The organism is Faecalibacterium faecis (genome assembly GCF_040096475.1).
Taxonomy (GTDB): domain Bacteria; phylum Bacillota; class Clostridia; order Oscillospirales; family Ruminococcaceae; genus Faecalibacterium; species Faecalibacterium taiwanense.
In genome coordinates this window covers 1-23,558 of record NZ_JBBMEP010000026.1, presented here as the reverse complement: position 1 = coordinate 23,558, position 23,558 = coordinate 1, and the positions used below count along the sequence as shown (strand labels likewise).

The 23,558-nt window shown below is 57.2% G+C and carries 15 protein-coding genes and 1 pseudogene; 8 read left to right on the top strand and 8 right to left on the bottom strand.

What is annotated here, in order from left to right:
• From WMO17_RS11810 to WMO17_RS11775, 8 genes are all read right to left on the bottom strand, one after another.
• A partial coding sequence (locus WMO17_RS11810; protein WP_349138181.1) for a recombinase family protein occupies positions 1-497 on the bottom strand: 497 nt, incomplete at its 3' end.
• Between the two features lie 395 nt (positions 498-892).
• The gene (gene lacZ, locus WMO17_RS11805) at positions 893-3,907 is read right to left on the bottom strand and encodes a beta-galactosidase, LacZ type (RefSeq protein ID WP_349138179.1); all 3,015 of its coding nucleotides are present in this window, start codon (positions 3,905-3,907) and stop codon (positions 893-895) included.
• Positions 3,908-4,097: 190 nt separating this feature from the next.
• A complete protein-coding gene (locus WMO17_RS11800; protein ID WP_120081032.1) occupies positions 4,098-5,786 on the bottom strand; it encodes a DUF2264 domain-containing protein in 1,689 nt (562 codons plus the stop codon).
• Entirely contained in the window at positions 5,786-6,949 is a 1,164-nt protein-coding gene (locus tag WMO17_RS11795; RefSeq protein WP_349138178.1) for a glycoside hydrolase family 88 protein, read from the bottom strand. Before WMO17_RS11795 ends, WMO17_RS11800 begins: the two co-directional genes overlap by 1 nt.
• 2 nt (positions 6,950-6,951) lie before the next feature.
• Positions 6,952-8,748, bottom strand: coding sequence for a beta-glucuronidase (uidA, locus tag WMO17_RS11790; protein WP_005943354.1), 1,797 nt, complete (start codon positions 8,746-8,748; stop codon positions 6,952-6,954).
• 73 nt (positions 8,749-8,821) lie between these two features.
• A complete protein-coding gene (locus WMO17_RS11785; protein WP_015565856.1) occupies positions 8,822-9,682 on the bottom strand; it encodes a carbohydrate ABC transporter permease in 861 nt (286 codons plus the stop codon).
• A gap of 16 nt (positions 9,683-9,698) precedes the next feature.
• On the bottom strand, positions 9,699-10,625 hold the full coding sequence (locus WMO17_RS11780; protein WP_120081037.1) for a carbohydrate ABC transporter permease: 927 nt from the start codon (positions 10,623-10,625) through the stop codon (positions 9,699-9,701).
• Between the two features lie 177 nt (positions 10,626-10,802).
• A complete protein-coding gene (locus WMO17_RS11775) occupies positions 10,803-12,122 on the bottom strand; it encodes an ABC transporter substrate-binding protein (protein WP_015565854.1) in 1,320 nt (439 codons plus the stop codon).
• A 344-nt stretch (positions 12,123-12,466) separates the two neighbouring features.
• On the opposite strand from WMO17_RS11775, the gene WMO17_RS11770 reads away from it, so the two are divergent.
• From WMO17_RS11770 to WMO17_RS11735, 8 genes and pseudogenes are all read left to right on the top strand, one after another.
• A complete protein-coding gene (locus WMO17_RS11770; RefSeq protein ID WP_015565853.1) occupies positions 12,467-14,284 on the top strand; it encodes a sensor histidine kinase in 1,818 nt (605 codons plus the stop codon).
• On the top strand, positions 14,259-15,521 hold the full coding sequence (locus WMO17_RS11765) for a response regulator transcription factor (RefSeq protein WP_349138177.1): 1,263 nt from the start codon (positions 14,259-14,261) through the stop codon (positions 15,519-15,521). Before WMO17_RS11770 ends, WMO17_RS11765 begins: the two co-directional genes overlap by 26 nt.
• A 14-nt stretch (positions 15,522-15,535) precedes the next feature.
• The gene (locus tag WMO17_RS11760) at positions 15,536-17,332 is read left to right on the top strand and encodes a heparinase II/III domain-containing protein (protein ID WP_015565851.1); all 1,797 of its coding nucleotides are present in this window, start codon (positions 15,536-15,538) and stop codon (positions 17,330-17,332) included.
• An 11-nt stretch (positions 17,333-17,343) separates the two neighbouring features.
• Complete coding sequence (locus tag WMO17_RS11755; RefSeq protein WP_015565850.1) at positions 17,344-18,138, top strand: hypothetical protein; 795 nt, start codon at positions 17,344-17,346, stop codon at positions 18,136-18,138.
• Position 18,139: 1 nt separating this feature from the next.
• Complete coding sequence (locus WMO17_RS11750) at positions 18,140-19,543, top strand: hypothetical protein (protein WP_015565849.1); 1,404 nt, start codon at positions 18,140-18,142, stop codon at positions 19,541-19,543.
• A 1,342-nt stretch (positions 19,544-20,885) separates the two neighbouring features.
• Entirely contained in the window at positions 20,886-21,308 is a 423-nt protein-coding gene (locus tag WMO17_RS11745; protein WP_349138175.1) for a DUF3592 domain-containing protein, read from the top strand.
• Positions 21,309-21,559: 251 nt separating this feature from the next.
• Positions 21,560-22,965, top strand: a pseudogene (locus tag WMO17_RS11740) (relaxase/mobilization nuclease domain-containing protein); the annotation flags it as partial.
• 12 nt (positions 22,966-22,977) lie between these two features.
• Positions 22,978-23,558 (top strand): ParB N-terminal domain-containing protein (locus WMO17_RS11735; RefSeq protein ID WP_494337417.1); only part of this gene is annotated, 581 nt, incomplete at its 3' end.

Below are 23,558 nucleotides of genomic sequence, written 5' to 3'. Positions count from 1 at the left end.
TCAAAGCGGTGGTCTGCGTTGATGATGTAGCCAAAGGGAATGGCACCGCCAGTGAACTTTCCCTTCAGTGCGTTTTCGGTCATGCCACGAATGACCTTTTCAGACAGGTCAGCGGAATAATACTCGGCATAACCTTCCAGCACCGATTCCAGAATGATGCCCTCCGGTCCCTCGGAGATGATCTCGGTGGCAGACATGAGCTTGACACCGTTCTTCTTCAGCTGGGTCTTGTACCGGGCACTGTCGTAGCGGTTCCGGGCAAAACGATCCAACTTCCAGACCAGCACGATGTCAAACAGCTTCTTGTCACTGTCCTTAATCATCTGCTGAAACTCCGGGCGGTTGTCCGTCTTGGCAGAGATAGCACGGTCAATGTAGTGCTTGACGATGGTGATGCCGTTCTTTTCCGCATAGGCAGTGCATTCACGAATCTGGCCTTCAATGGATTCTTCGCGCTGGTTATCCGATGAATAGCGGGCATAGATCACAGCGGTCATGGCAGGCACCTCACTTTACACATCATTGAACGGTGGAGTGTTCTTTTAAAGCAATGTTTCGTATAATGGATATACCACATTTTACAGATGATTGCAAGCTTTTTATACGCTTTTCACGAGATTCAGTAAAAAACATGAACTCCTATGAAAGCAAAATATTCACATTCCATGGTTCTATGAAGGTGCCCGGAGCAATTGTGTCATTTTGACACAATTCCTTATTTCTCCATAAACCATAAAAATTCAACTTTTTAATGCAGCAGCTACAACGTTGGATTGCATATCGCAAATATACTATTTGAATATTGCGCTGATTTTTGTCTTGTTACGGTTTCGCAATAAGACCAAAGTGGTGGGTATCACGATGATACCCACCACTTTAGCCAAGTAAATTTTTATTTTTGAATCGTAAAACGGAACGAGGTTCCCTTCTCCACCGCAAAGCAGGCGTCTGCATGGGGCTTTGCGCCCCAGCTGTTGTCGCCGCCCACGCCGCGCTGGAAAGCAGCGCAGCGGACGACCGTCTTATTGTCGTCCCGGGGCAGCTCGTAAAGGTGGCGGGCGTTTTCCAGTTCATGGGGCGTGTAGGGCAGCGCCGAGAAGGTCATGCCGTCCCCTGCAAAGCCGATGCCTATATTCAATCCGCTGCCGGTGACAGTTGCACTGTACACGCCGGTGCGGCTGCCGCACTCCTGCGGGTAGACCGGGGTGTTCTGGGCAAAATCCTGCCGGACGTTGTAGTTCCACGCACCCATCTTGCCGCCTGCAGTGCGGTCGGCGGTGGTCTCCCGGGGGCCAAGACCCAGATAGGAGACTTCCGTCAGCTCCCGACGCAGCGGGAAGAGCAGACCGAACTCCGGCAGCTCAGTGCGCGTGCCCTGCCATGTCATGGTGATATCACAGCGGCCTGCGCCGTCAATGGCAAAATCAATGGGCAGCGTCTGCCCATCTGGCAGGGTGTAGTTTGCGCGGGCGATGACGAAATCGCCCTTTGTTTCAGCGGTCAGGTTATCGCAGCGGGCGTAGAGACCGGCGGTTTTCCAGAAGGCAAATGTAAACGGCTCTGCACAGCCCTCGTCGTTGTTGGTGGGCGCACGCCAGAAATTGGGGCGCACGGTATCGTCCAGCAGCTGCACGCCGTTATAGCGGATGGACACCAGCCCCTTGCCTCGGCCAAAGATGTACTCGAAGCCCTCGCCCTTTACGCCGACGTTGCAGTCCATCTCCACCAGCTGCGGGGCGGGCAGGGTCAGCCGGGCGACGGCGTAGTTGTGCCATACCTGCCCCAAAGCGGCTTCATAGCCCGCCGGGATGCCGGGCAGTGCAGCCCGCTGGATGGCGGTAACGGTCATGCAGGCAAGCCCAGCCTCCGGTAAGGCAAAGGGAAACGGGATGTGCTCCGTCCCGCCCGGCTTGCAGTCTGCCCGCAGCACCGCCCGGCGCTCCGGCTTGCCGTTGACCGAGGACGCAAACACAAGGTCGTAGGCGTTCAGGTCGGTAAAGAGATTCCGGTTTTCAATCACGGCTTCCGTGTCGGTCAGGGTGATCTTCAGCGGTGCGTAGGCCGCCTTGACGGCGTCCATTTTGGGGGTGTTACGGCGGTCGGGCAGCACAAGGCCGTCCACGCAGAATTCCCGGTCGGTGGGGCGGTCGCCGAAGTCGCCGCCATAGGCAAAGCCGGGCTTGCCGTCCGGGCTTGTCACTGCAATGCCGTGGTCCATGTACTCCCAGATAAACCCGCCCTGATACAGGGGCTCTTCGTAGGCATACTCGGTGTAGTCGGTGATGCCGCCGCAGCTGTTACCCATGGCGTGGCTGTACTCGCACATGATAAAGGGCTTTTCCGGGTGCTCTGCCAGAAACTTTTTGATGTCTGCCACCGGGGTGTACATCTGGCTTTCCATATCGGAGGTGGCGGGGTACTCCCGGTTCCAGAAAATGCCCTCGTAGTGCACAAGGCGGCTGGGGTCGGTGTTGCGGAAATACTCGCTCATCTCCCACAGGGTCTTGCCGCCGTGGCTCTCGTTGCCGCAAGACCAAATGAGGATGGCCGGGTGGTTTTTGTCCCGTTCCAGCATGGCTTCGGCGCGGGCAAGCACATTTTCCCGCCACTCCGGGCGGGCACCGGGCAGCGTCCACTCGTCCGAGCCGTCCGCACCCAGCTTCTGCCATGTGCCGTGGGTCTCCAGATTGGTCTCCCCGATGACATACAGGCCGTATTCATCGCAGAGGGACAGGAAATAGGGGTCGTTGGGGTAGTGGCTGGTGCGCACGGCGTTGACGTTGTGGGCCTTCAGGTTCTTTACATCCCACAGCATCTCTTCCCGGCTGACGGTGCGGCCGGTGCGGCAGCTCCACTCGTGGCGGTTGACACCCTTGAACACGATACGCTTGCCGTTCAAAAGCATCTGGCGTTCTTTCAGCTCAAACTTACGCAAGCCGACTTTCAATCCGGTGCGCTCCACGAGAGCACCCTCGTTCAGCAGGGCAATTTCTGCTTCGTACAGGTTCGGCTGCTCGGCGCTCCACAGGGTGGGATGCTCCACCGTAAAGGTGAAGGAGACATCCTGCACGTCCTCTTCCACGTCCGGGTCGGCCTCGCCCTTGCCGAACACCACACCGCTGTCGTATTCGGCAGGTTCGCCCACCTCAGCAGACTGCTCCTCGCCATCAAACACCACCGAGATGGTGCCCGCGCCGCTGACCTTGCAATCAAAGGTGACAGTGGCACTGGAAAAGTCCGGGGCAAAATCCTGCTTCACAAAGACATCCTCGAGGTGAATTTCCGGCTTTGTGAACAGCTCCACAGAGCGGAACAAGCCGCTCATGCGCCAGAAATCCTGATCCTCCAGCCAGCTGCCGGAGGAGAAACGGTACACCTGTACCGTCAGGGTATTTTCGCCGGGGTGGACGGCGGCGGTCATGTCAAATTCAGCGGGAGTGAAGGTATCCTCGGTGTAGCCGATGTAAACGTCATTGCACCAGACGGCGGCAGCGCTGTCCGCGCCGTTCAGGCGCAGATAGCAGCTTGCCCAGCTTTCCGGCAGGGTGAAACTGCGCTGGTATTCCCCGATGGGGTTATAATCCTGCGGAATCTGATCGGGGTGCAGCTTTTCATGGCCGTCCCACGGGTACTGGGTGTTGACGTAATGGGGCGTGCCGTAGGGCTGGCCGGGCTTTTGCAGGCTCTGCATTTGGATGAAGCCGGGCACGGTCAGGGTGTCCCAGTCTGAGAAAGGCGCAGTCAGGTTTTCCGCATAGTGGAAAGCCCATTCGCCATCCAAGCTGACGGCCAGCGGCATTTCCGGGCTTGTCTGGTCTGCAAAATGAGCGTGGAAGGGCAAACGGTTCTGCTGGAAAATTTCCGGGTCGGCCAGAAGCGCCGATGTGATAGGATTATTTAAAGGCATAAATGTCACCTCGCAGCATTTTCTGCTCTCATTATAGCACAGAATATAAGAAAAACAGCCGCACAAAAACGACTGTTTTTCTATCGCAATTTTCAAAAATAGTGCCTATCAAAACGGCATATTTGCGATATGCAGTTTGCGGATGTTGCTTGTGCATTAAAAACGCAAACTGCTATAGAAAGAAGCGGCATCAGTTTGCTTCGTCAAAGACCTCGGTGTCCAGCACCGTGTGTCCCTTGGGGATGTGGTACTTCACGGCGGGCAGATGGACATTGGTGAAGTACAGGCTGGTGTTAGGGTCGCAGCCGATGACCACTGCTTCTCCCCTGCCGCGCACGGCGCAGCACAGGGTGTCGCAATGGGCTTCGGCGGTATCGTTTTCCGCGCTTTCGGCGTAGCCCGGTGTAAAATTGGGCACGGCAAAACCGCAGTCATAGGCTTCGCAGTCGAAACTGCTGTCAATTTCATGGTGGCGGCGGTGGCCGGTGGCCGTGGGAGTGATAGTGGTGGTCACCTCAATCCCGGGGAAGGGCGACCACTGCGCGGTCACAGCCCCGGCTTCAATTTCCCACGTTTTGCTCACCTTGCGCACAAACACGTTGTCGTCGATGACAAAGGCCAGCATACTGTCCGGCGCGGCCTGATTGAGCACCTCCCGGCTGCGGGAGGCGCAGAAGCCAAAGCGGGTATCGTAGGCAAATTTTGCATACTTTTCCGGGAACTGTCCGTGACCGTGGCCCTCGTTGACACCGGCGGCATAGGCCGTTACCCGCCCCGCCCGGCGCTGCACCAGCATATTGGCGTATGGCATGGGCTTGAGCCGCTCCAATGCGGGCATGGGCGCGGCTTCGGCAGACCAGAAGGGGTGGTCATCCGGCAAAGCAAGCAGCAAAAAGCTCTTCATGCCCCAGTAGGGGCTGCCGGGGGCGTTGTACCGCTCGGCCATGTACATCTGCGGGTAGCAGTAGCCGATGGTCAGGATGCCGTCCCGGTCGAACATTTTCTGCCCCAGCCACCAGTTGAAGTTGCGGACGATAAGGCCCTTCATTACCGGCAGGGGCAGCGGCTCCAGCCCTGCCCAGATGCAGGCCGCCCAGAAGCTGTTCTGGGCAAAGCGGTAGGTCAGGCTGCGGCCAAAGGGCAGGGCTGCGCCGTTGGCATCGAACCAATAGACGAACTGCTGCGCGAACAGCTGGGCGCGCTGGCGGTAGAGTGCAGCACGCCGGGGGTCGGTGTCGGCGGCAAATTTAGAGTAGAGCAGTCCGTAATACTGGATGGCCCACGGGATGTAGTAATCCTTTTGCACGGAGGCGCCATCGGTGGACCAGCCGTCGCCGCTGTAATAGCTGTCAATTTTGCAAAGGCCATCCTCCAGCAGTTCCGGGCTGTAAGGCATCCCCACGCTTTTCAGGGCAAGGTTTACAAGGATGCGGAAAAACTGCCAGTTGCAGTCCGGGATGGTGTGGGCGTTGATCTGCCCCAGCCATGCGGCAAGGTTCTGTTTTTCGGTATCAGAAAGCGGGGTCCACAGCTTTTCCGGTGCGGTGAGGATGCCGCAGGCAATAGCCGCCATCTCCACATAACACTGGTCGTATTCCCCGGTGGTGCCCCAGTATTCGGGGTTTTCCGGGTCGGTGCCGGCGGCAAGACCCTTGCGGTAGATTTTTTCAAACTCCGGGTCAGAGCCGCCGCCCACCCAGAAGGGCACCAGCGCCCACAGCGGGCGGCTGAAGGCTTCCAGCTCAATGGCATTTTGGTTGTAGGTCACACCCGTCTCGCCCAGATGCAGCCGGGCGCAGCCTGCGGAATAACAGGGCTTGAGGGGGTCGAGAAATTTGTGCATCAGTGCGGTAAAATCCGCTTTGGTCTGCAAGTTCATCACCAGTACATCTCCCAGTCTTTGGTCAGGCGGGTCAGCGCCTCCATGTAAAAATAATCGCCCCAGCTCGTACATTCATCCACGCCCTCCGGGGTGCAGGTGTTGTAGGGGCTCTTTTTGCTGTAAGTGCCGTGCAGCAGCTGGCCGGAGCCGAGGGTACCAGGCTTTACCGCATAATTTGCGGCAAGGCTGGCCAGCATCTGCCGTGCCAGTGTGCGCCACTGGGCAGCTTCTGTTTCGTCCACATACTTTGCCGCTTCCAGCAATCCACAGGCCACGATGGCAGCGGAGGAGGAATCCCGGGGTTCGCCGCTTTCCGGGGCAAAGAGCATATCCCAGCAGGGGATCATATCCTCCGGCAGGCGGGAAAGGTAAAATTCCAGCGCCTTGCGGAACACATCCAAAAACTTTTCGTCGTGGGTGTAGGTGTAGCCAATGGCGCTGCCGTACACGCCCCACGCCTGTCCCCGTGCCCAGAAGCTGTCGTCCTTATAGCCCTGACAGGTGCGTCCGCCCTTGGGGGTGCCGTCCGGGTTCATAAAGAAGGTGTGGTAGGTGCTGCCGTCCGGCCGGAAGGAGTTTGCCAGCGTGGTGGCGGTGTGGGCAGCGGCGATCTCGCGGTAGTGGTCGCTACCGGTCACCTGCGCTGCCCAGTACAGCAGCGGCACATTGAGCATGCAGTCAATGATATAGCGGTAGTTGCCGGGGTCGTCCATAGTGCCCCATGCCTGCAAGAAGCGGCCGCTGGGTTGGTAGCGGGTCAGCAACTGGTCGGCGGCGGCAATGGCGGCGTTTTTGCCGGTTTCGCTGCCCACCAGCTTCCACGCTGCCACGCAGGTGGGGCTGTACAAAAAGCCCATATCGTGGTGGTCCACCTCCACCTTGCGGGCAATGCGGTCCGCAAAGCTGTCCACCTGAATGAGGGCGGCTGTCTTGAATTTTTCGTCCCCGGTGGCCTCGTAGGCCAGCCAGATCTCACCGGGCCAAAAGCCGCAGGTCCACTGGTTATTGGCGCAGCCGGGGTAGATATCGTTCACACTGGAATGGTTCTGGCACTGGTAGGTGTACAGGGGCAGATTGGTCTCCACCTGTTTGCAGGCATCGGTCAGTGCCTGCCGTGCCTCGGCGTCGGTCATAGCGTGGTTCTGGTAGGTTTTCATCATGATTACTCCTTAAATCCAAACGTAGGTATCTCTGCCCACCGCTGGCGCAGAAAGTGCATGCCCAGCTTGGGGCGGCGATCCCGGGTGAACAGACCTTTTTTGTTGCCATCCACCCGCATGGGGCCCTGCACAGTGTCGTAGTCTGCAAAGTTCCAGACAAATTCTCCCACAAACCACGGGCGCTTGTCAAACTCTGCATCCAGACGGCGGTAGAACTCCACCTGAAACTCCTCACTGAACATCTCGGCTCCGGCGGTGTGCAGCCCTGCCACGGTGTCCGCACCGTACTCGCTCATCATCACGGGCTTGTGCTGCTCTGCCCAGAAATCCAGCTCCTGATTCAGGCCGTAGCAAGCGGCGTCCATGTCACCGGAAAGGTTGTACCAGCCGTAGTAGCGGTTGATGCAGACGATATCCATGGTGCGGGTGGTGATATCCTTGGTGTAGTCGTTCTGGCAGCAGACGAGGGTGACCGGGCGGTCCTGCGGGTCCAGCTGGTGCGCCAGCTCATACAGCGGGTGCCAGTAGTCGTAGGCATCCTGCGGGAAGTGCTCCAGATCCGGCTCGTTGCCAAGGCTCCACAGCACCACGCAGGGGTGGTTTTTGTCCCGATGGATCATCTCGGCAAGCACCTGCCGGTGATGCTCCGCAAGGGGGTATTCCTTATAGGGGTTCACCGCTGCCCCGCCGCCGATGCCCACCGCCGGGGTCTCGTCCATGACCAGAATGCCCTCCCGGTCGCACAGGTCGTAGAACTCCTCGGCGTAGGGATAGTGGCTGGTGCGCACGGCATTGGCGTTTGCCCAGTGGATCAGGTTCACATCCTTCACGTTCAGCACCGGGTCAAAGCCTCGGCCATGGGCGGTAAAGTCCTCGTGCTTGCAAAAGCCCTTGAAATAGAGCGGCTTGCCGTTCAAAAGCACCTGTGTGCCCCGCACCTCAATGCTGCGCACACCAAAGGTCTGGTCGTAGACATCTGCCCCGCAGGTGGCATGCAGGGTGTACAGGTAGGGCGTGCCGGGTCTGGGCTCCCAGAGATGCACTTCCGGGATGGTGATCGTGCCTTCTGCACTCTCGGCGCTTGCAACGGCGTTGCCGTCAGCATCCAGCACCGTGACACGGACAGGTGCGCTGCCGGTGGTTTTTACCGCGTACTGCACCGTGCCGTCCACGGCGGGCACTATGGTCACATCCTCGATGTACTCTTTAGGGGTGGTGTAGAGCACCACCGGGCGATGGATGCCCGCATAGTTGAAAAAGTCAAAGTTGGGGCGGTTCTGGGGTGCGGCGGCACGCTTGGCAGCCTCCACACTGGGGATACCCGCGTTGTCCGAGCCAAAGAAGGCCAGCTGCCCGTCCTCGTTGCCCACAGGCAGGGTGCTGTGGTTCACCCGGTTGTCACAGGCTACGGTCAGCAGTGCGGTCTCGCCGGGTTGCAGCAGAGCGGTGACGTCCGCTTCAAAGGGGGTAAAGCCGCCCTTGTGCTGCGCAATGAGCTGGCCGTTCAGCCAGACCTTGGCCGTGTGGGTCACCGAGCCGAACCGCAGCACCACCCGCTGCCCGGCGCAGAAGGCGGGCAGGGTGACCTTGCGCTGATACCACACCCAGCCGTAGTGGCGGCGCAGGGCGGTGGTCTGGTCGTTCTGGTCGTTGTAGCTGGCAGGTACCGCGATGGGCTGGGCGTCCGGCAGGGGCTTTGCGGGGTCGAACTGGGTTTCCGCGCAGCTGCCCAGCGCAAACGCCCATGTGCCGTCAAGGCTCAGCTTCAAGCGCGCTTCATTCTGTTCAGGATATAACATAACGCTTTCCCTCTATTTCTGCAAAAAATGCGGGGCGCGGGTACTGCCCACGCCCCGCTTACGGGTGATTTGTTTAGCCCTTGATGCCGGTGGATGCCACGCCCTGCACAAAGTACTTTTGCAGGGAGAGGAACACGATCAGCACCGGGATCAGTGCCACCACAGAGGCCGCCATGATCAGGCCGTACTCTGCAGAATACTGGGTGATGAACATACGCAGACCAATCTGGATGGTCTTGAGTTCGGTCTTGGTCAAGTAGATCAGGGGGCCAAGGAAGTCGTTCCATGTGTTCACGAAGGTGAAGATGGTCAGGGTGGACAGGGCGGGCAGGCTGAGGGGCAGCATGATGTGCCACCAGATGCCGTACTCGCTCAGGCCATCAATGCGGGCAGCCTCACACAGCTCGGTGGGCACGCCCTCGTAGAACTGCTTCATCAGGAACACGCCGAAGGCGCTGAAGGCCTGCAGGCACATAATGGCCAGATGGGTGTTGTTCAAATGCCACGAGCTCATCATCATGAACTGGGGCACCATGTAGGCCTGCCAAGGCACTGCAATGGTGGCAATGTAGCCGAGGAAGAGCGCGTTTTTGCCCTTGAACTGCATCTTAGCAAAGGCGTAGGCTGCAAAGGAGGAAGTGAACAGCTGCAACAGGGTGACCACCACGGTGATCTTGACCGTGTTTTTCACAAAGGTCAGCAGCGGGATCTGGGTCCAGATGTCCACATAGTTCTGCCAGCGGGGATTTTTGGGGATCCACTGGATAGGGAAGCCGAACACGTCCTTATTCAGCTTAAAGGAGGAGGACAGCATCCACAAAAAGGGCAGCAGCATACAAGCTGTGATGACGATGAGGAAGAAATAGATCAGGAACTTGGAGACGAAATTGCGGCGCTTCTGAGAGGCCTCGGTCTTGATAATAGCAGCAGACATGGTTCTTCCTCCTTTCTCAGTTCTCGCCCTTGGAGCCGCGGAACTGGATGATGGTAACGATCAGCACCAGTACGAACAGCACCATGGAAATTGCACTTGCGTAGCCGTATTTCGGGGTATTGACGAAGGCCACATTATAGATGTAGTACACCAGCGTCATGGTAGCAGTACCGGGGCCGCCCTGCGTGATCATGTACATCTGGTCGTAGACCTTGAAGCCGGAGATGGTGAGCATGATGACCACAAAGAAGGTGGTAGGCCGCAGCTGGGGCAGAGTGATGTGCCAGAACTGCTGCCAGCGGTTTGCACCGTCCAGCTCGGCGGCTTCGTTCAGGTCCGGGTTGCAGCCCTGCAGGCCGGCCAGATAGATGACCATGTAGTAGCCCATGTTCTTCCACACGCTGAACAGGATGACCGTGATCATGGCGGTGTCCTTGCCGGCAGCCCAGCGGGGCAGGTTTTCCACCGCCACGCCGAAGAACTGGTTCAGGATCATGTTGATGGGGCCCATGGAGGGGTTGAAGATCATGTTCCATACCGCTGCCACCGCCACCAGCGAAGCAACGTAAGGGAAGAACGCCACGGTGCGGAAAAAGTTGCGCAGCTTCACATTCTGGTTCAGCAGCACGGCCATGGCCAGCGAGCAGGCCAGCGTAAGCGGCACGGTGCCGATGACATAGACGATGGTGTTTTTCAAGGCCGCCTGAAAGATTTTATCGGTGGTGAAGAGCTTTACAAAGTTTTTCAGGCCGACAAATTCAATGGCGTGGCGGCCGTCCCATGCGCAGAAGGCCAGCGCAATGGCAAACACCATGGGCACCAGCGTAAACACGCAGAAGCCAATGAAGTTTGGCGCAATGAAGGAATACGCGATCAGAGAATCGCGGGTCGATTTTTTTAGCACTTTACGGGGAGTTTTATTCTGGACAGCAGCACTCGCCATAAAAGAGCCTCCTTTCCCGGAAGTATAACCATTTTTCCAAAAAATGAGCGGGGCGGGCGCTGTGCATACCCGCCCCGCTCGGACAGGGCTTTTTTCCGATGCTCGTCCACCGGAAAATGAATGGGGATCGAAAATGATGAAGAAGGAGAACCGCAACGTATTGCGGAAAACGCTTTATCAGCCGAGAACTGCGGGAACCTGATCGTTCATGTTCTGGATGCCCTCGTCCACGGTCTCGCTCATGGTCATAATAGCATCGTGCTCGGCGTTCAGAATGGTCTCGATATCAGATGCGTACTGGGTGTAGGGCATTTCCAGATAGACATTGCTGGTGGTCAGTGCATCCACAGAATTGCTGTCCTCGGGGAAGCCCTCGGTGGACTTGATGATCTCGGCGGTAGCAGCGGAGCCGCAGGCCGGGAAGGTGCCGGTCTTGGCAATGGCCTGTGCGCCCTCCTCGGAGACACACCAGTTGATGAAGTCGGCAGCGGCCTCTGCCTTGGGAGAATCCGCGTTGATGGCCAAGCTGGTCACAGTGCCCAGCGTAGAACCAGCCTCTGCACCGGCGGGGTGCGGGTACTTGACGATGCCCCAGTTGAACTTGGTCTCGGCATCCTTCATGTAAGCTTCCAGCGTGGAGATGAACCAGCTGCCCATGTTGACCATTGCGCACTGCTGGTTCTCAAAGGCTGCGGAGTAGTGCAGAGAAGAGGTCTTGAGGTAGCCGTAGTCCATGCAGATGCCGTCCTTCTGCTGGGCAATGACCATATCGTAGGTGGGCTTCATGAAGTCGTAGGTGCCGTCGATGATGGTGTTTTTGCCGTCCAGAATGGAGAACAGAGAAGCGGCAGAGCGCCAGGTGTGGTAGTGGCAGCCATAGACCTTGGTGTCGCCGGAGCCGCTGGTCATCTTGCGGGCCAGAGCATCGTAATCTTCCATTGTCAGGTCATTGGAGGGATACTCCACACCGGCAGCATCAAACAGATCCTTGTTGTAGTACAGCACCCAGAAGTCGCTGCGGAAGGGCACGGCGTAGAAGTTGCCGTCATCGGTGGTCAGCTGCTCGATGGTGCCGTTGAAATCGCCGGTGTCGCGGGTCAGCACCTCATTCAGAGGCTTGAGGTAGTCCAGATTGATCAGGTTTGCGTAGCCGGGGATATCCTTGATGGTCACGATATCCAGATCAGCGCTGCCGGCCAGCTGGGTAGCCAGAACGGTCATGTAATCGCTGGAGCCCAGATCCACCATCTCGATGGTCACGTCCTTGTGGCTTGCCATGTAGCCGTCGGCCATGGCCTGCCAGTAGGGAGTGGACTCCTTATCCCACACTGACCACTGCAGGGTAACAGGGCCTGCGGCTGCGGAAGCAGCGGTGGAACCGGCAGTGGAGGAAGCAGCGGTGGAGCTTGCAGAAGAGCCGCCACAGGCGCTCAGGGCAGCAGCTGCGCCGCAGGCAGCGGCAGCGGTAAGGAACGAACGACGAGAGATCTTTTTCATAAGTGTGTCCTCCTTCAGGGCAGTGTGTTTGTTCTGTGCAGCAGCCTCCCCCGTGCCGGGGAGCCGCTCGCTTTTGTTGACACTAGGATACCGCACAAACGCAAAAACCGGAATGGAAAAATTCCGGGAAGAGTTGCAGTTTTTCTGTATCTTTTAAAAAAAGATGTACTTTCTTACACTGGAGTCTGCACTTTCTTGTTCTCTTGCACAGTTTGCATCCGTGACGAGAGAAAAAAGCATATAAAGTACACAATTCTCATGAAAAAAGCCGTTGACAAACCGCGCCGGAATCAGTACTGTATAAAGGAAAGAATGCAAACTGTCACCAGAAAGGAGGCACCGTTATGAAGAGCAGCCACCGTTTCCCGCTGCGGCGGCAGATCGTGTGGGGAATGCGCTTTTTTACCTTTCTTACCTCTCTGGCCGTGGGCGCGGCGCTGTTCATTCTCTCCAACCAATATGTGCGTGCCAACTCCCTGCAGGCGGCAGAGTTCAACCTGCGGCTGGTGGCTACCTCCATCGAGACCAGTCTGGAAAGCGCCGATGCTCTTTTGAACTGGGCTTCCATTGACAGCACCGTGCGGCGGTACATCTCGCAGGAAAATATCAACGGCACCCAGACCATTGCCGCCTACGAAGCCATGCAGGAAAAATACTATTCCAGCACCCTGTACAGCCATATCCTCCGCTTTTTTGTTACCAATGAGAACGACCGGCATTTGCAGTTCGGCCCGCTGAACTCCTCGGCGGCGCTCAACCGCACCAGCGTAAAGCAGTTTCTCACCAAGGGGTACGGGATGCAGTTCGCCACCGACCCGCTGCTGCCCGGCAGTCCGAGCTGCATCGCCATCAGCCAGCCTGTCCGCTGCGGCAAGGGCACCTTGCACCGGGGCAGCACCTACCTTGCGCTGGATACCGCCATTATCACCGACCCGGCAGCAGGTTACAGCCTGACCGACGGCAGCGCGTTGTACTGGGAGATGGGCAGCCGCCTATGGCAGATCGAAAACGGCAGCCTGACCGAGATTGAAAATCCGCTGCGGGAGGTGGACTACACCCTGCGCACCGGCAGCAATAACGGCGTGACAGAGCAGACCGCATGGCAGGGCAAGGTGCAGCTGGACGGCCAGAAGTATTATGTAGTCAAGGTAACACTGAACGGCCGCAGCGCGGCACTGGTACAGCTTTTGCCCGCAAATACCTTTTTGCTGCACTACGGCGTGTACCTGTGGCTGGTCGCCCTTGGCACTGCCATCATCTGGGGACTGAGCTTTTTGATGCAGCACTGGCTGGAGCGGGTCATCACCCGCCCGGTGGAGGCGCTGCAAAAGCGCATCGAAACCGTGGGCAGCGGCAACTTTGCCCCCGACCGCACGGTGGAGTGGAACAACGAGCTGGGCGACATCGGCCGGGGCATCAACCAGCTGGCTGAAAACGTGGACAGCCTGATGACCCGCCGGGTGGAGGACGAACGTCGCAAGCAGGAGCTGGAATACCGGATGCTGCAAAACGAGGTGAACCCGCACTTTATCTACAACACCCTCAACAGCATCCGCTGGATGGCTACCATCCAGCACGCGCCCGGCATTGCCGAGATGGTCACCGCCTTTGCACGGCTGACCAAAAGCATCTCCAAAGGCACCCAGAAGCTGGTGCCTTTGCAGGAGGAGCTGGCATTGCTCAACGATTACTTTACCATCCAGCAGTACCGCTACGGCGGCGACCTGGAGATTGAGGTCTCCCGCATTGAAAGCGAGACCCTTTGCCGGGACTGCATGATTCCCCGGTTCACCTTGCAGCCGCTGGTGGAAAACGCCATCTTCCACGGGCTGGAACCCAAGGGCGGCCACGGCAGCGTGCTGCTGGATATCTCCACCGACCCGGATACCGGGGACGTATTGCTGCGCATTACCGATGACGGCGTGGGCATGCCGCCGGAGCAGGTAGCTCACCTTCTGGACGAGCCCGCCGAGGGTGCCGAAAAGGCTGAAAAGTTCCGTCATGTCGGCCTGTGGAACGTGAACCGCCGCATCCGGTATTCCTTTGGCGAGGGTTACGGCCTGACCATTGAAAGTGAAGAGGACGTGGGCACCGAGGTCACCATCCGGCTGCCCTATCAACAGAAAGGAGACACCCATGCTGCGGATATTACTGGTGGATGATGAGCCGCTGGTGCTCATCGGCCTGCAGGGGATGCTGGAATGGGAAAAGCTGGGCTATACCGTCTGCGGCACCGCCCGCAACGGAAAGCTGGCGCTGGAACTCATTGAGCGGGAGAAGCCGGATATCGTCATTGCCGACGTAAAAATGCCGGTGATGGACGGGCTTACCCTTGCCCGCACCTGCCGGGAGCGCAACGCCCTGCCCGCCTTTATCATGCTGACCAGCTTTGAAGAATTTGATTACATCAAGCAGGCCATGGGTGCCGGAGTGGTGGATTATCTGGTCAAGCTGGACCTGACCCCCGAAAACCTGCAAACCGCCCTTGCCAAGGCCGCCGAAAAGGTAAAAAAGGAGCGTGCTTTGCTGGGCGAATTGTCAGCACAGGAAAATCTTGCCGAGAGTGTGCGCAGCTATCAGGAGCGTTTTTTCGTGCGGTTGTACGCCGGGCTGTTCCCGGACGAAGCCGCATTGGAGCAGCCTTTGCAGCACATGGAGCTGAACCTTGCAAGCGACGCCTACCTTGTAGCCAGCTGCGAGATCATCGCCAACACCGCCCTTACCCCCGCCCAGCAGTTGAAGCTGAGTTTTTCCTGCGGGCGGATGCTGGAGACCACCCTGCAAAACTACCTGCCCTGCTATGTGACCGGGGCGGATGCCATGCGCTGCAATGTGCTTTTCTGCCTGACCGATGCCCAGTGCCAAAAATACCGGACGGTACTGCGCCCGCTGCTGGAACGCGCCAGCCAAATTCTATACAACTATTTCACGGTACGGCTGCTCTGGGCGGTAGGACGCCCCACCGGCTCCCTGCTGGGGCTGGCGCGCCGCTGCCGGGAAAACGCCCACCTACAGCCCCTGCTCACGGTGGAGCAGCCCATCCAGTTCGTGGAGGTCAACGAGGGCGACGCCACCGCCGGGAAGATGCAGGTGGTGGCACAGGTGCAGGAGTATGTTAAGAATCATCTTTCGGAAAAACTGACGCTGGCCGATGTGGCGGCTGTATTCAATTTTTCGCCCAACTACCTCAGCCAGCTGTTCGGCAAATACGGCGACAGCGGCTTTGTGGAGTACATCACCGAGACCCGCATCGCTGCGGCAAAAGAGATGCTGGAACAGGGCGATTTGAAAGTATACGAGATCGCTGAGAAACTGGGGTACGAGAGCGCTTTCTATTTTTCCAAGGTATTCAAAAAGGTCACGGGGTTCAGCCCGCGGGAATACCAGCAAAGTATTTAAAATCGGAGGCTTTTATGATACAGGAACAGCTTGCTCATCTGCCGGAATTTCTTCCCGATTACCGGCCCTTTCCCCCTGTCAAAGAGCACACCGCATGGCAGGGGCTGCCCCTGCGGGCAAAGCAGCGCTTTTTGCAGGCGGGGGAAGCCGCGCTGCAAACGCCCATTGCGCCCCTGCCGCTCTCGCTCTGGCTGGATTTCACCCACACTGGGCGGCGCACCCCATGGGAGACGGCTTACTTTTCCCGCCGGGCGCGGCTGTGCGCGCTGGTAAGTGCCGAGTGTGTGGAGCACAAAGGGCGCTTTCTGGATGAAATTGCCGATACCGTATGGGCGATCTGCGAGGAAAGTGCATGGCAGCTGCCCGCCCACAACAGTTATGTGCGGGACACCCCGCAGCTGCCCCTGCCGGACACCACCCGCCCCATCGTGGATTTATTTGCCGCCGAGACCGGCGCGCTTCTGGCGCTGACCCGGTACTTACTGCCCGATGAGCTGGATACTGCCGCGCCGGGCATCACGGCGAGGATGGAGCGGGAGCTGGACGCCCGCATCCTGACGCCTTATTTTACAAGCCACTTCTGGTGGATGGGCAACGGCGAAGAGCCTATGTGTAACTGGACGAGCTGGTGCACTCAGAATGTGCTGCTCACCGTTTTTCTGCTGCCCACCACCCAGCAGCAGCGAAAAGCTGCCGTCAAGCAGGCAGCCTACAGCCTCGACTGCTTTTTGAAGGACTACGGCGCGGACGGCTGCTGCAACGAGGGTGCGCAGTATTATCGCCACGCCGGACTGACCCTGTGGGGCTGTCTTGAAATTTTATCCAACGTTGCGCCGGAGGCCTTCCGCCCGCTATTCAGAGAAACAAAGATCAAAAATATCGCGGAGTACATCTGCAATGTCCATGTGGAAGGACCTTACTATCTGAACTTTGGCGATTGCAGCCCCCTGGCCGGGCGCTGCGGTGCACGGGAATACCGCTTTGGACAGGCCGTAGGCAGCGATGCTTTGCAGGCCCTTGCGGCGGCAGATTTCCGCGCCGATGCCGACCCCGACCATTTGCAGAACCCGGACGGCAGCACCCACATCAACCTGTGGTACCGGCTGACCACCGCCTTTGCCGAGCAGGAACTGATGGAATACGCCGCAGTTCCCCAGCATCGTTCTGCAGTATGGTACCCCAGTGTAGGCATTTATGCCGCACGGCAGGGCAGCTGGGTGCTGGGTGCAAAGTTTGGCTCCAACGGCGACAGCCACAACCACAACGATACCGGCAGCATTACCGTGTACAAGGACGGAAGACCGTTTCTCATCGATATCGGAGTGGAGAGCTACACCAAAAAGACCTTCAGCCCTCAGCGGTATGAGATCTGGACGATGCAGAGCGCATGGCACAACCTGCCCACCTTTGACGGCGTGCAGCAGCTGCCCGGCGCGGAATACGCTGCCCGGGAGGTGTGCACCGAGGAAAATAGCATCACCGGCGAACTGGCGGGCGCGTACCCGCCCATCCCGGGGCTTACCACCTACCGCCGCAGCGTATCTGTCAGCGAACAGGGCATCACCCTGCGGGACGAAACAGACTATCCCGGCACAGTAGACCTGACCCTGCTCACCGAGCAGCAACCCGTCCCCACTGCGGACGGCTTTGCGGTGGGCACACTGGGCGGCATCCGCTTTGACCCGGACGCCGCAACGGCTGCTGTTACGGCGGTGCCTATCACCGACCCGCGCCTGCGCACCGCATGGCCGGAAACGATCTATAAGATCACCCTGCATTTCCAAAAAATGCTGAAGCTCGAACTGTACTAAGGAGAACTGCCATGGAAACCATCAAGCTGAAAATTCTGGACGAAGCCGGCCACACCCTGATGACCTGTGACGCTGACACCGCCGTATCCCTTGTTTACACCAACTGCTACAAGCCCGGCGACCGGGTGGCGCTGGAGATCGACCATCCCGGGCAGTACTGCGTCATCCAGTTCGAGGACACCATGCCCGAAGCCCTTGTGTATGTGGTCAAGCGGGAGATCAACTTCCACATTCCCTTCGGGGAGCAGGCCATCACCTACTCGCCCAAGAGCTTTGCGGGCAGCCGTCACGTTATCCGGGCACGGCTGGCACTGCCGGAAGAGATTGCCGCCCGGCGGAATCTGGCCTTCAACTGCTATGACGAGCATGGCGACACCGGTTTTTATCCCCACGCCAGCGCCAACGTAGAAACGCGCGGCGAGGCGGTGTTTGCCGCCCGCAACGCCATCGACGGCATTTTTGAGAACAGCGCCCACGGCGAGTATCCCTACCAGAGCTGGGGCATCAACCGCGACCCGAACGCAGCCCTGACGCTGGATTTTGGCCGGGAAGTACTGCTGGATGAGCTGCGCATCACCGAGCGGGCAGATTTCCCCCACGACAACTACTGGGTAAAGGCCACGGTGGAATTTTCTGATGGCAGCCAGCTGGACATCCCGCTGGTGAAAAGCGCCAAACCCCAGAGCGTGGCCTTTGAGCCCAAGCGGGTGCGCAGCCTTGTGCTGAAGGATCTGATTCAGGCCGAGGGGACTTCCCCCTTCCCGGCGCTGACCCAAATCGAAGCCTTTGGCACCGAGGTGAAGTAAAATGAGCATCTACAATGCCCTTTATGGGCGGGACGGCCACGGCGTAGGCCCAAACGAGCCGGAGAAAAAAGGCTTTGCACGCTTTTGCCAGATGGTCGGCCGCGACCTCGGCCAGCTGCTGGGCACGAACCTGATGGTCTGCGTGCTCTGCCTGCCTGCCGCACTGGGGGTCTCGCTGGGCGTGACCCTGCTCTCCCTGCCGCTGACGGTGGTGTGCAGTGCGGTCACCGGTCTGCTGACCGGCCCTGCCATGGTGCTGCTGGCAGACTGCGCTCTGCGCAGCTTGCAGAACGACCCCTCCCAGTGGCTGCCCCGGGCAAAGCAGACCCTAGCCGCCCATTGGAAAGCCGCCTGCGGCTTTGGCTGCATTGGCACGCTGGTGCTGGGGCTGCTGTGCTTTGTATCGGCCTTTGTGTTTGAAGCCGCCGCGCAGCAGGGGTATTACCCCGGGCTTGCCATTCTCGTTTTTCTGGCGCTGGATTTTCTGGTGCTGGCGGTTCTGGCTACGCTTTGCGCTGCCGTTCTGCCGCTGCAACTGCCCGCCCCGGACAGCTTGCTGCGCCGGGCGGGCAGGCTGCTGGCTGTCGCCCCGGCGCGCTGCGTCCTGGCAGGCGTTCTCATGCTGGCGGGCATCGGCGGCATGATCTTGCTGTTTCCGGTCAGCGTGTTCTGGGCGGTGCTGTTCGGCTTCTGGCTGCCGGGGCTGGCAGCGATGCAGACCCTGTTCCCGGTTTTGCGGCAGGAATACGGCGTAGAGGTGCGCAGCATCCCGCGCCCGGCAGCGCCGGATAAGCCCCTGACCGCACAGGAGCAGAAAAAGCGCTCCCGCGCCAACTGGTGGTATTACAACTGGGGCATCGTGGCGGTGGCGGCAATGGTCATTGTGGGCGTAGCGTATGTGGCGCACGGCCTGCTGACTACCGTAGACCCGGACTACACCGTGGCGGTAGTCACGGCGGAGGCCCTGCCGGACGAGGCCGTGCAGCGCCTGCAGACTGCGCTGGCAGACTATGCGGAGGACGCCAACGGCGACGGGACTGTGGTGGTGCAGGTGAACAACTACACATGGAGCGCCGATGCCGCCCTGACCGACATGAACGGTCAGATGGCCGGTGCCACCCAGATGAACACCGACCTTGCCAACGGCGAGAGCAAAATCTGGATCTTGGATGACCCGGAGGGCTTCGAACAGGCCTATGGGGCACTGAGCGAAAAGCTGGGCGCGGAATGGCAGACAAAGCTTATCCCGTGGCGCAGCCAGCCCGCCCTTTCCGGGCTGGAACTGGGCAGCTACAACACTGCCGCCGATGGCAGCCAGACTGTTGATATCCAGAGCCGCTTTGCCGGGTACAGCGTGGCAGTGTTTGATGCTTCAGATGCGTTGTGGCAGGCGCTCAATTCGTAAACAGAAACGACCGTCCGTTCTCTTTTTGTTTATGTGGTATTCTATACACAGAAAAATAGACGGAGGCATACCGCCATGAATCCCCATACCACGCTGAATCTTGCCAAGATTGCTCTGTGCGCGGTGGAAACCGTACTGAGGAATACTTCGCCCGATGCAGAGGACTATCCCCCAGCCAGTTGAATAAAATAACAACGCTGCAAGTGCTTATCGTCAGGCTGTTACAGATGCAGCAGCATAAAACGGACATCTCTTCAATAAAAAAGTCAAGTAGACTTCAATTTGAGCCAAATAGTAAGACTTCTTATGCTTTACCGTCATAAATTTTTCAAAATCATCTTGACGCACCTTGCGAAACATGATATTCTCTGTCACAAATCTCACTGATTTTGTGGATTGGTTTGAAACCATCCACAAGATGTGGTCGTGTTCATTTTGAACACAGCCACAGAAAGTGGTTGGTTATCACCGTGAGACCCACCACTTCAGTGAGGGAAAGTCCGCAAAAGAATTTACCGCCCCGCAACACACCCGATCTATTTTGCCGCCGATTCACCCGACAAAATCCATCGCTGCGCTGCGTGGGCGGTATTTTTTTACAAATAGAACCTTATGTGGTTGTACAAATCTCCGAATTTTATTTACAGTTGTTGACCGCACAGCTTAAAAGTGTTATTCTTGCGCTTGAAAGAAGCCGGACGTAGTGTCCGCACTGCGCCTAGCTTTCTTCATACCGAACCTTGAATCCTTCATAAGCCGTCTGAACGTGATACTGTGCCACGACCTCACACTTTCCGTGAGCGAGCCGGACAACGCCGCTGCACAAACAGGGGCAGGAACTGCGTTCGGAGCAAACGGTGACCCCATTACATGAGCAGAACAACCTCTACTTGTTTTTTGCGTCTTAACAATTCGGAAACATTTGTTGAAAATGCGTTTTGAGCGCAGCGGTAGAGGGCAAGAACCGTCCCGTGGCCACAAATTTTCAATTCTTGAAAATGTTGTGCTCCACCGGGACTTCACTTCTGCAATGCGTCTGCATTTCCGAAGTGATCTTGTTGGGGCGTGCCTGCCCCAACCCCTGCCGAGTAACAATAAAGTTCATAATTGTTCCATGGACTGAGTATAACACATCCTTCGACGATACACTACTCCTCTTTTTGCAAAAATCCAATTATCTTCGGTGACCTGTCGTGAGATGCAATTATTTCATGTCGTTTCAACAATCACTTGACTTGGCTTGAAAAAACACAGAGCATATGATACAATAGAACAAATAATGTTGTCTACCGAGAAAGGAAGTGTCTTTCCATGAAAAATCCATAAGTTCTTTTCTAAAGATTTGCTCCATATTCTTGGTGCTGTTGGGATTTTTGTTGCTTTTCTGATTTCTATCGCCTATAAGCAAGTTGGAATCGGGGCACTCATAGCTGCGTGGCTTATTGCTATGGCAATTATCGGGGTAGCATGGATTACAGACATCCGCAAAGCAGACCTGCTGAAAAACGGAAAGATTGTTTCCGGAAAAGTTAATGCAGTAAAAAGGGTTCACATAAAATTCCACATGAGTACCTATCACCTTGCTGATGAAGATGTAATTTATCCTTGGGTGATTCAGTACCAATACAAGATTGGAAAAGACACTTATTATGGACAGTCCCATTGGTTTTGGTTCAACCCTCTCGTGAGCAAGGGAACACCTATAAAGGTGACTATTGACCCTCAAAACCCAGAAAGAAGCATTGTTGCTGCATGGGAAAGTTAATAGATTGTTTCTTTCCTCTATGATGACGGAAATTTCAAAGGAGCATAATCTCCTTTGGCACACGACTTTGGAACAAAGTCTAGTGTGTTACACCTCGATAGAGGTGTGCCGCTCCCAGACACAAAAAGTCCCATGGCCAACACCTCGGCGGTGTGGTCATGGGACTTAATGCTTTTTAGGCCTAGCGGAGTGAACAGTAACCAATCCTGACATCCAGCTGCCGTGTCATTTGTTGAATACTGTTTTACGAACAGTCTGCGGACGTGAAGACCCACCATTATATCATCAGCTTCGACCCACGCGATGCAGCCGACAACGGCTTGACCATGGAAAAGGCACAGGCACTTGGCCTGAAATTCTGCGAAGAAAACTTCCCCGGTCATCCTGCCATCGTCTGCACTCATCCGGATGGGCATAACCGTTCGGGAAATATACACGTCCACATCGTGATCGGCAGCGTCCGAATGCGCGAGGTGGAACGCAAGCCCTATATGCAGAAGCCCCGTGACTGGCTAGAGGGCATGAAGCACTCCAGCACAGCCCAGACCATGCGGCACTTGCGTGTTGAGGTCATGGAGCTGTGCGAGGGTGCCGGACTGTACCAGATCGACCTGCTCAACGGCTCGAAAGAGCGCGTGAGCGAAGCTGAGTATTGGGCGCGTAGGCGTGGTCAGTTGAAACTTGACCGTGAGAACGCAGCCCTCACCGCAGCTGGACAGCCGCCCCAGCAGAAGAAGTTCGAAACCGTGAAGGTCGCTTGTCGGGGCGAGGCCCCTCCATTTGCTGCGCAAACCGCTCGGTCGCTCAAAAGCCCCACTGGGGCTTTTGTTGCTTCGCAAACGCGAACCCTGCGGAAACAGATTTCTTCAGTGCTATACCGTGCTACCAGCTTTGAAGATTTCTCTGACAAGCTCATGCAGCAGTATGGCATCACGGTCAAGGAAAGCCGTGGACAGCTCAGCTATCTGCCCTCTGGCAGAACAAAGTTCATCCGCGCGAAACATCTCGGGGACAAGTTCGATAAGGCGGCAGTGCTTGCCACGTTGCAGGCAAACACCGAACGCAAACCCAAGGTGCAGTTCAAGCAGGATGCCATCGGGAAACTGATCGACATCCAGTCGAGGCTGACCGAGGGCAAGGGCATCGGCTATAAGCGTTGGATCACGAAACACAATCTCAAAGTTATTGCACAGACCGTGAAGCTTCTGCAGGAAAAGGGCTTGACCGACGAGGACGCCCTGAACCAGCGCATCGCCGAACTGGAAACCAAGTATCACGACTCGCTGGCGGTGGTGAAAGACCTCGAAGGTCGCATGAAAACCAACCATGAGCTGCGCTATCACATCGCAGCCTACACCAGCACCAAGAATGTCGCCCAGCAGTTAAGACCGCCAAGCGACCCGCAGCCTTTGAGGAGCAGCACCGTGCAGAGCTGACAGCGTACCGGGCGGCAGCAGCCTATTTCAAGGCAAACAGCATCACAAAGCTGCCCAGCCCGAAAAAGCTGGAAGCCGAGTATGCGCAGCTGGCATCCGAAAAGGCAAAGTTCTACGAGCAGTACAAGGAAGCCAAGGAAGAACTGCTCAAACTGAAAACCGCAAAGCAGAATGTTGCGTCCTTTTTCCGGGAGGAAGAACCGGCGCAACAGGAGAGATAAAGGAGTGTGCGTATGATCAATCTGAAAATCGACCCGGAGTTCCAGTCCCAGATTCCCCCTCTGACCGATGATGAATTCCATCAGCTTGAAGAAAATATCCTCAAAGAGGGCAAGCTGCTCTCTCCTTTGATTGTTTGGAACAACACCCTTGTTGATGGTCACAACCGTTATGCGATTCTTCAGAAACACCCCGAAATCTGCTTTTCTACCATGCCGCTCCGCTTTGCAAATCGTGAAGAAGCCCTTGCTTGGATCTGCAAGAATCAGCTGGGGCGGCGCAATCTTTCCCCCGAACAGAAACGTTACCTGCTGGGTAAGCAGTACGAATCCGAAAAGAAAGCTGAGAAAATCTTTCACGGCAACCAGTACACTTTAGCAAAGAAAAGTGGTGGGTCTCACGATGATACCCACCACTCCGGCAAGAAAACCTGCGACCGTATCGCAGAGGAAAACGGTGTCAGCCGTGCCTCCGTTCTCCGTGCCAGCCACTACACGCGAGGCATCGACATCGCGGACAATCTCTCTCCCGGCATCAAGCAGAAAGTCTTTTCCGGCGAAGTGAAGTTCACCAACGAAGAAATGTCCAAGCTTGT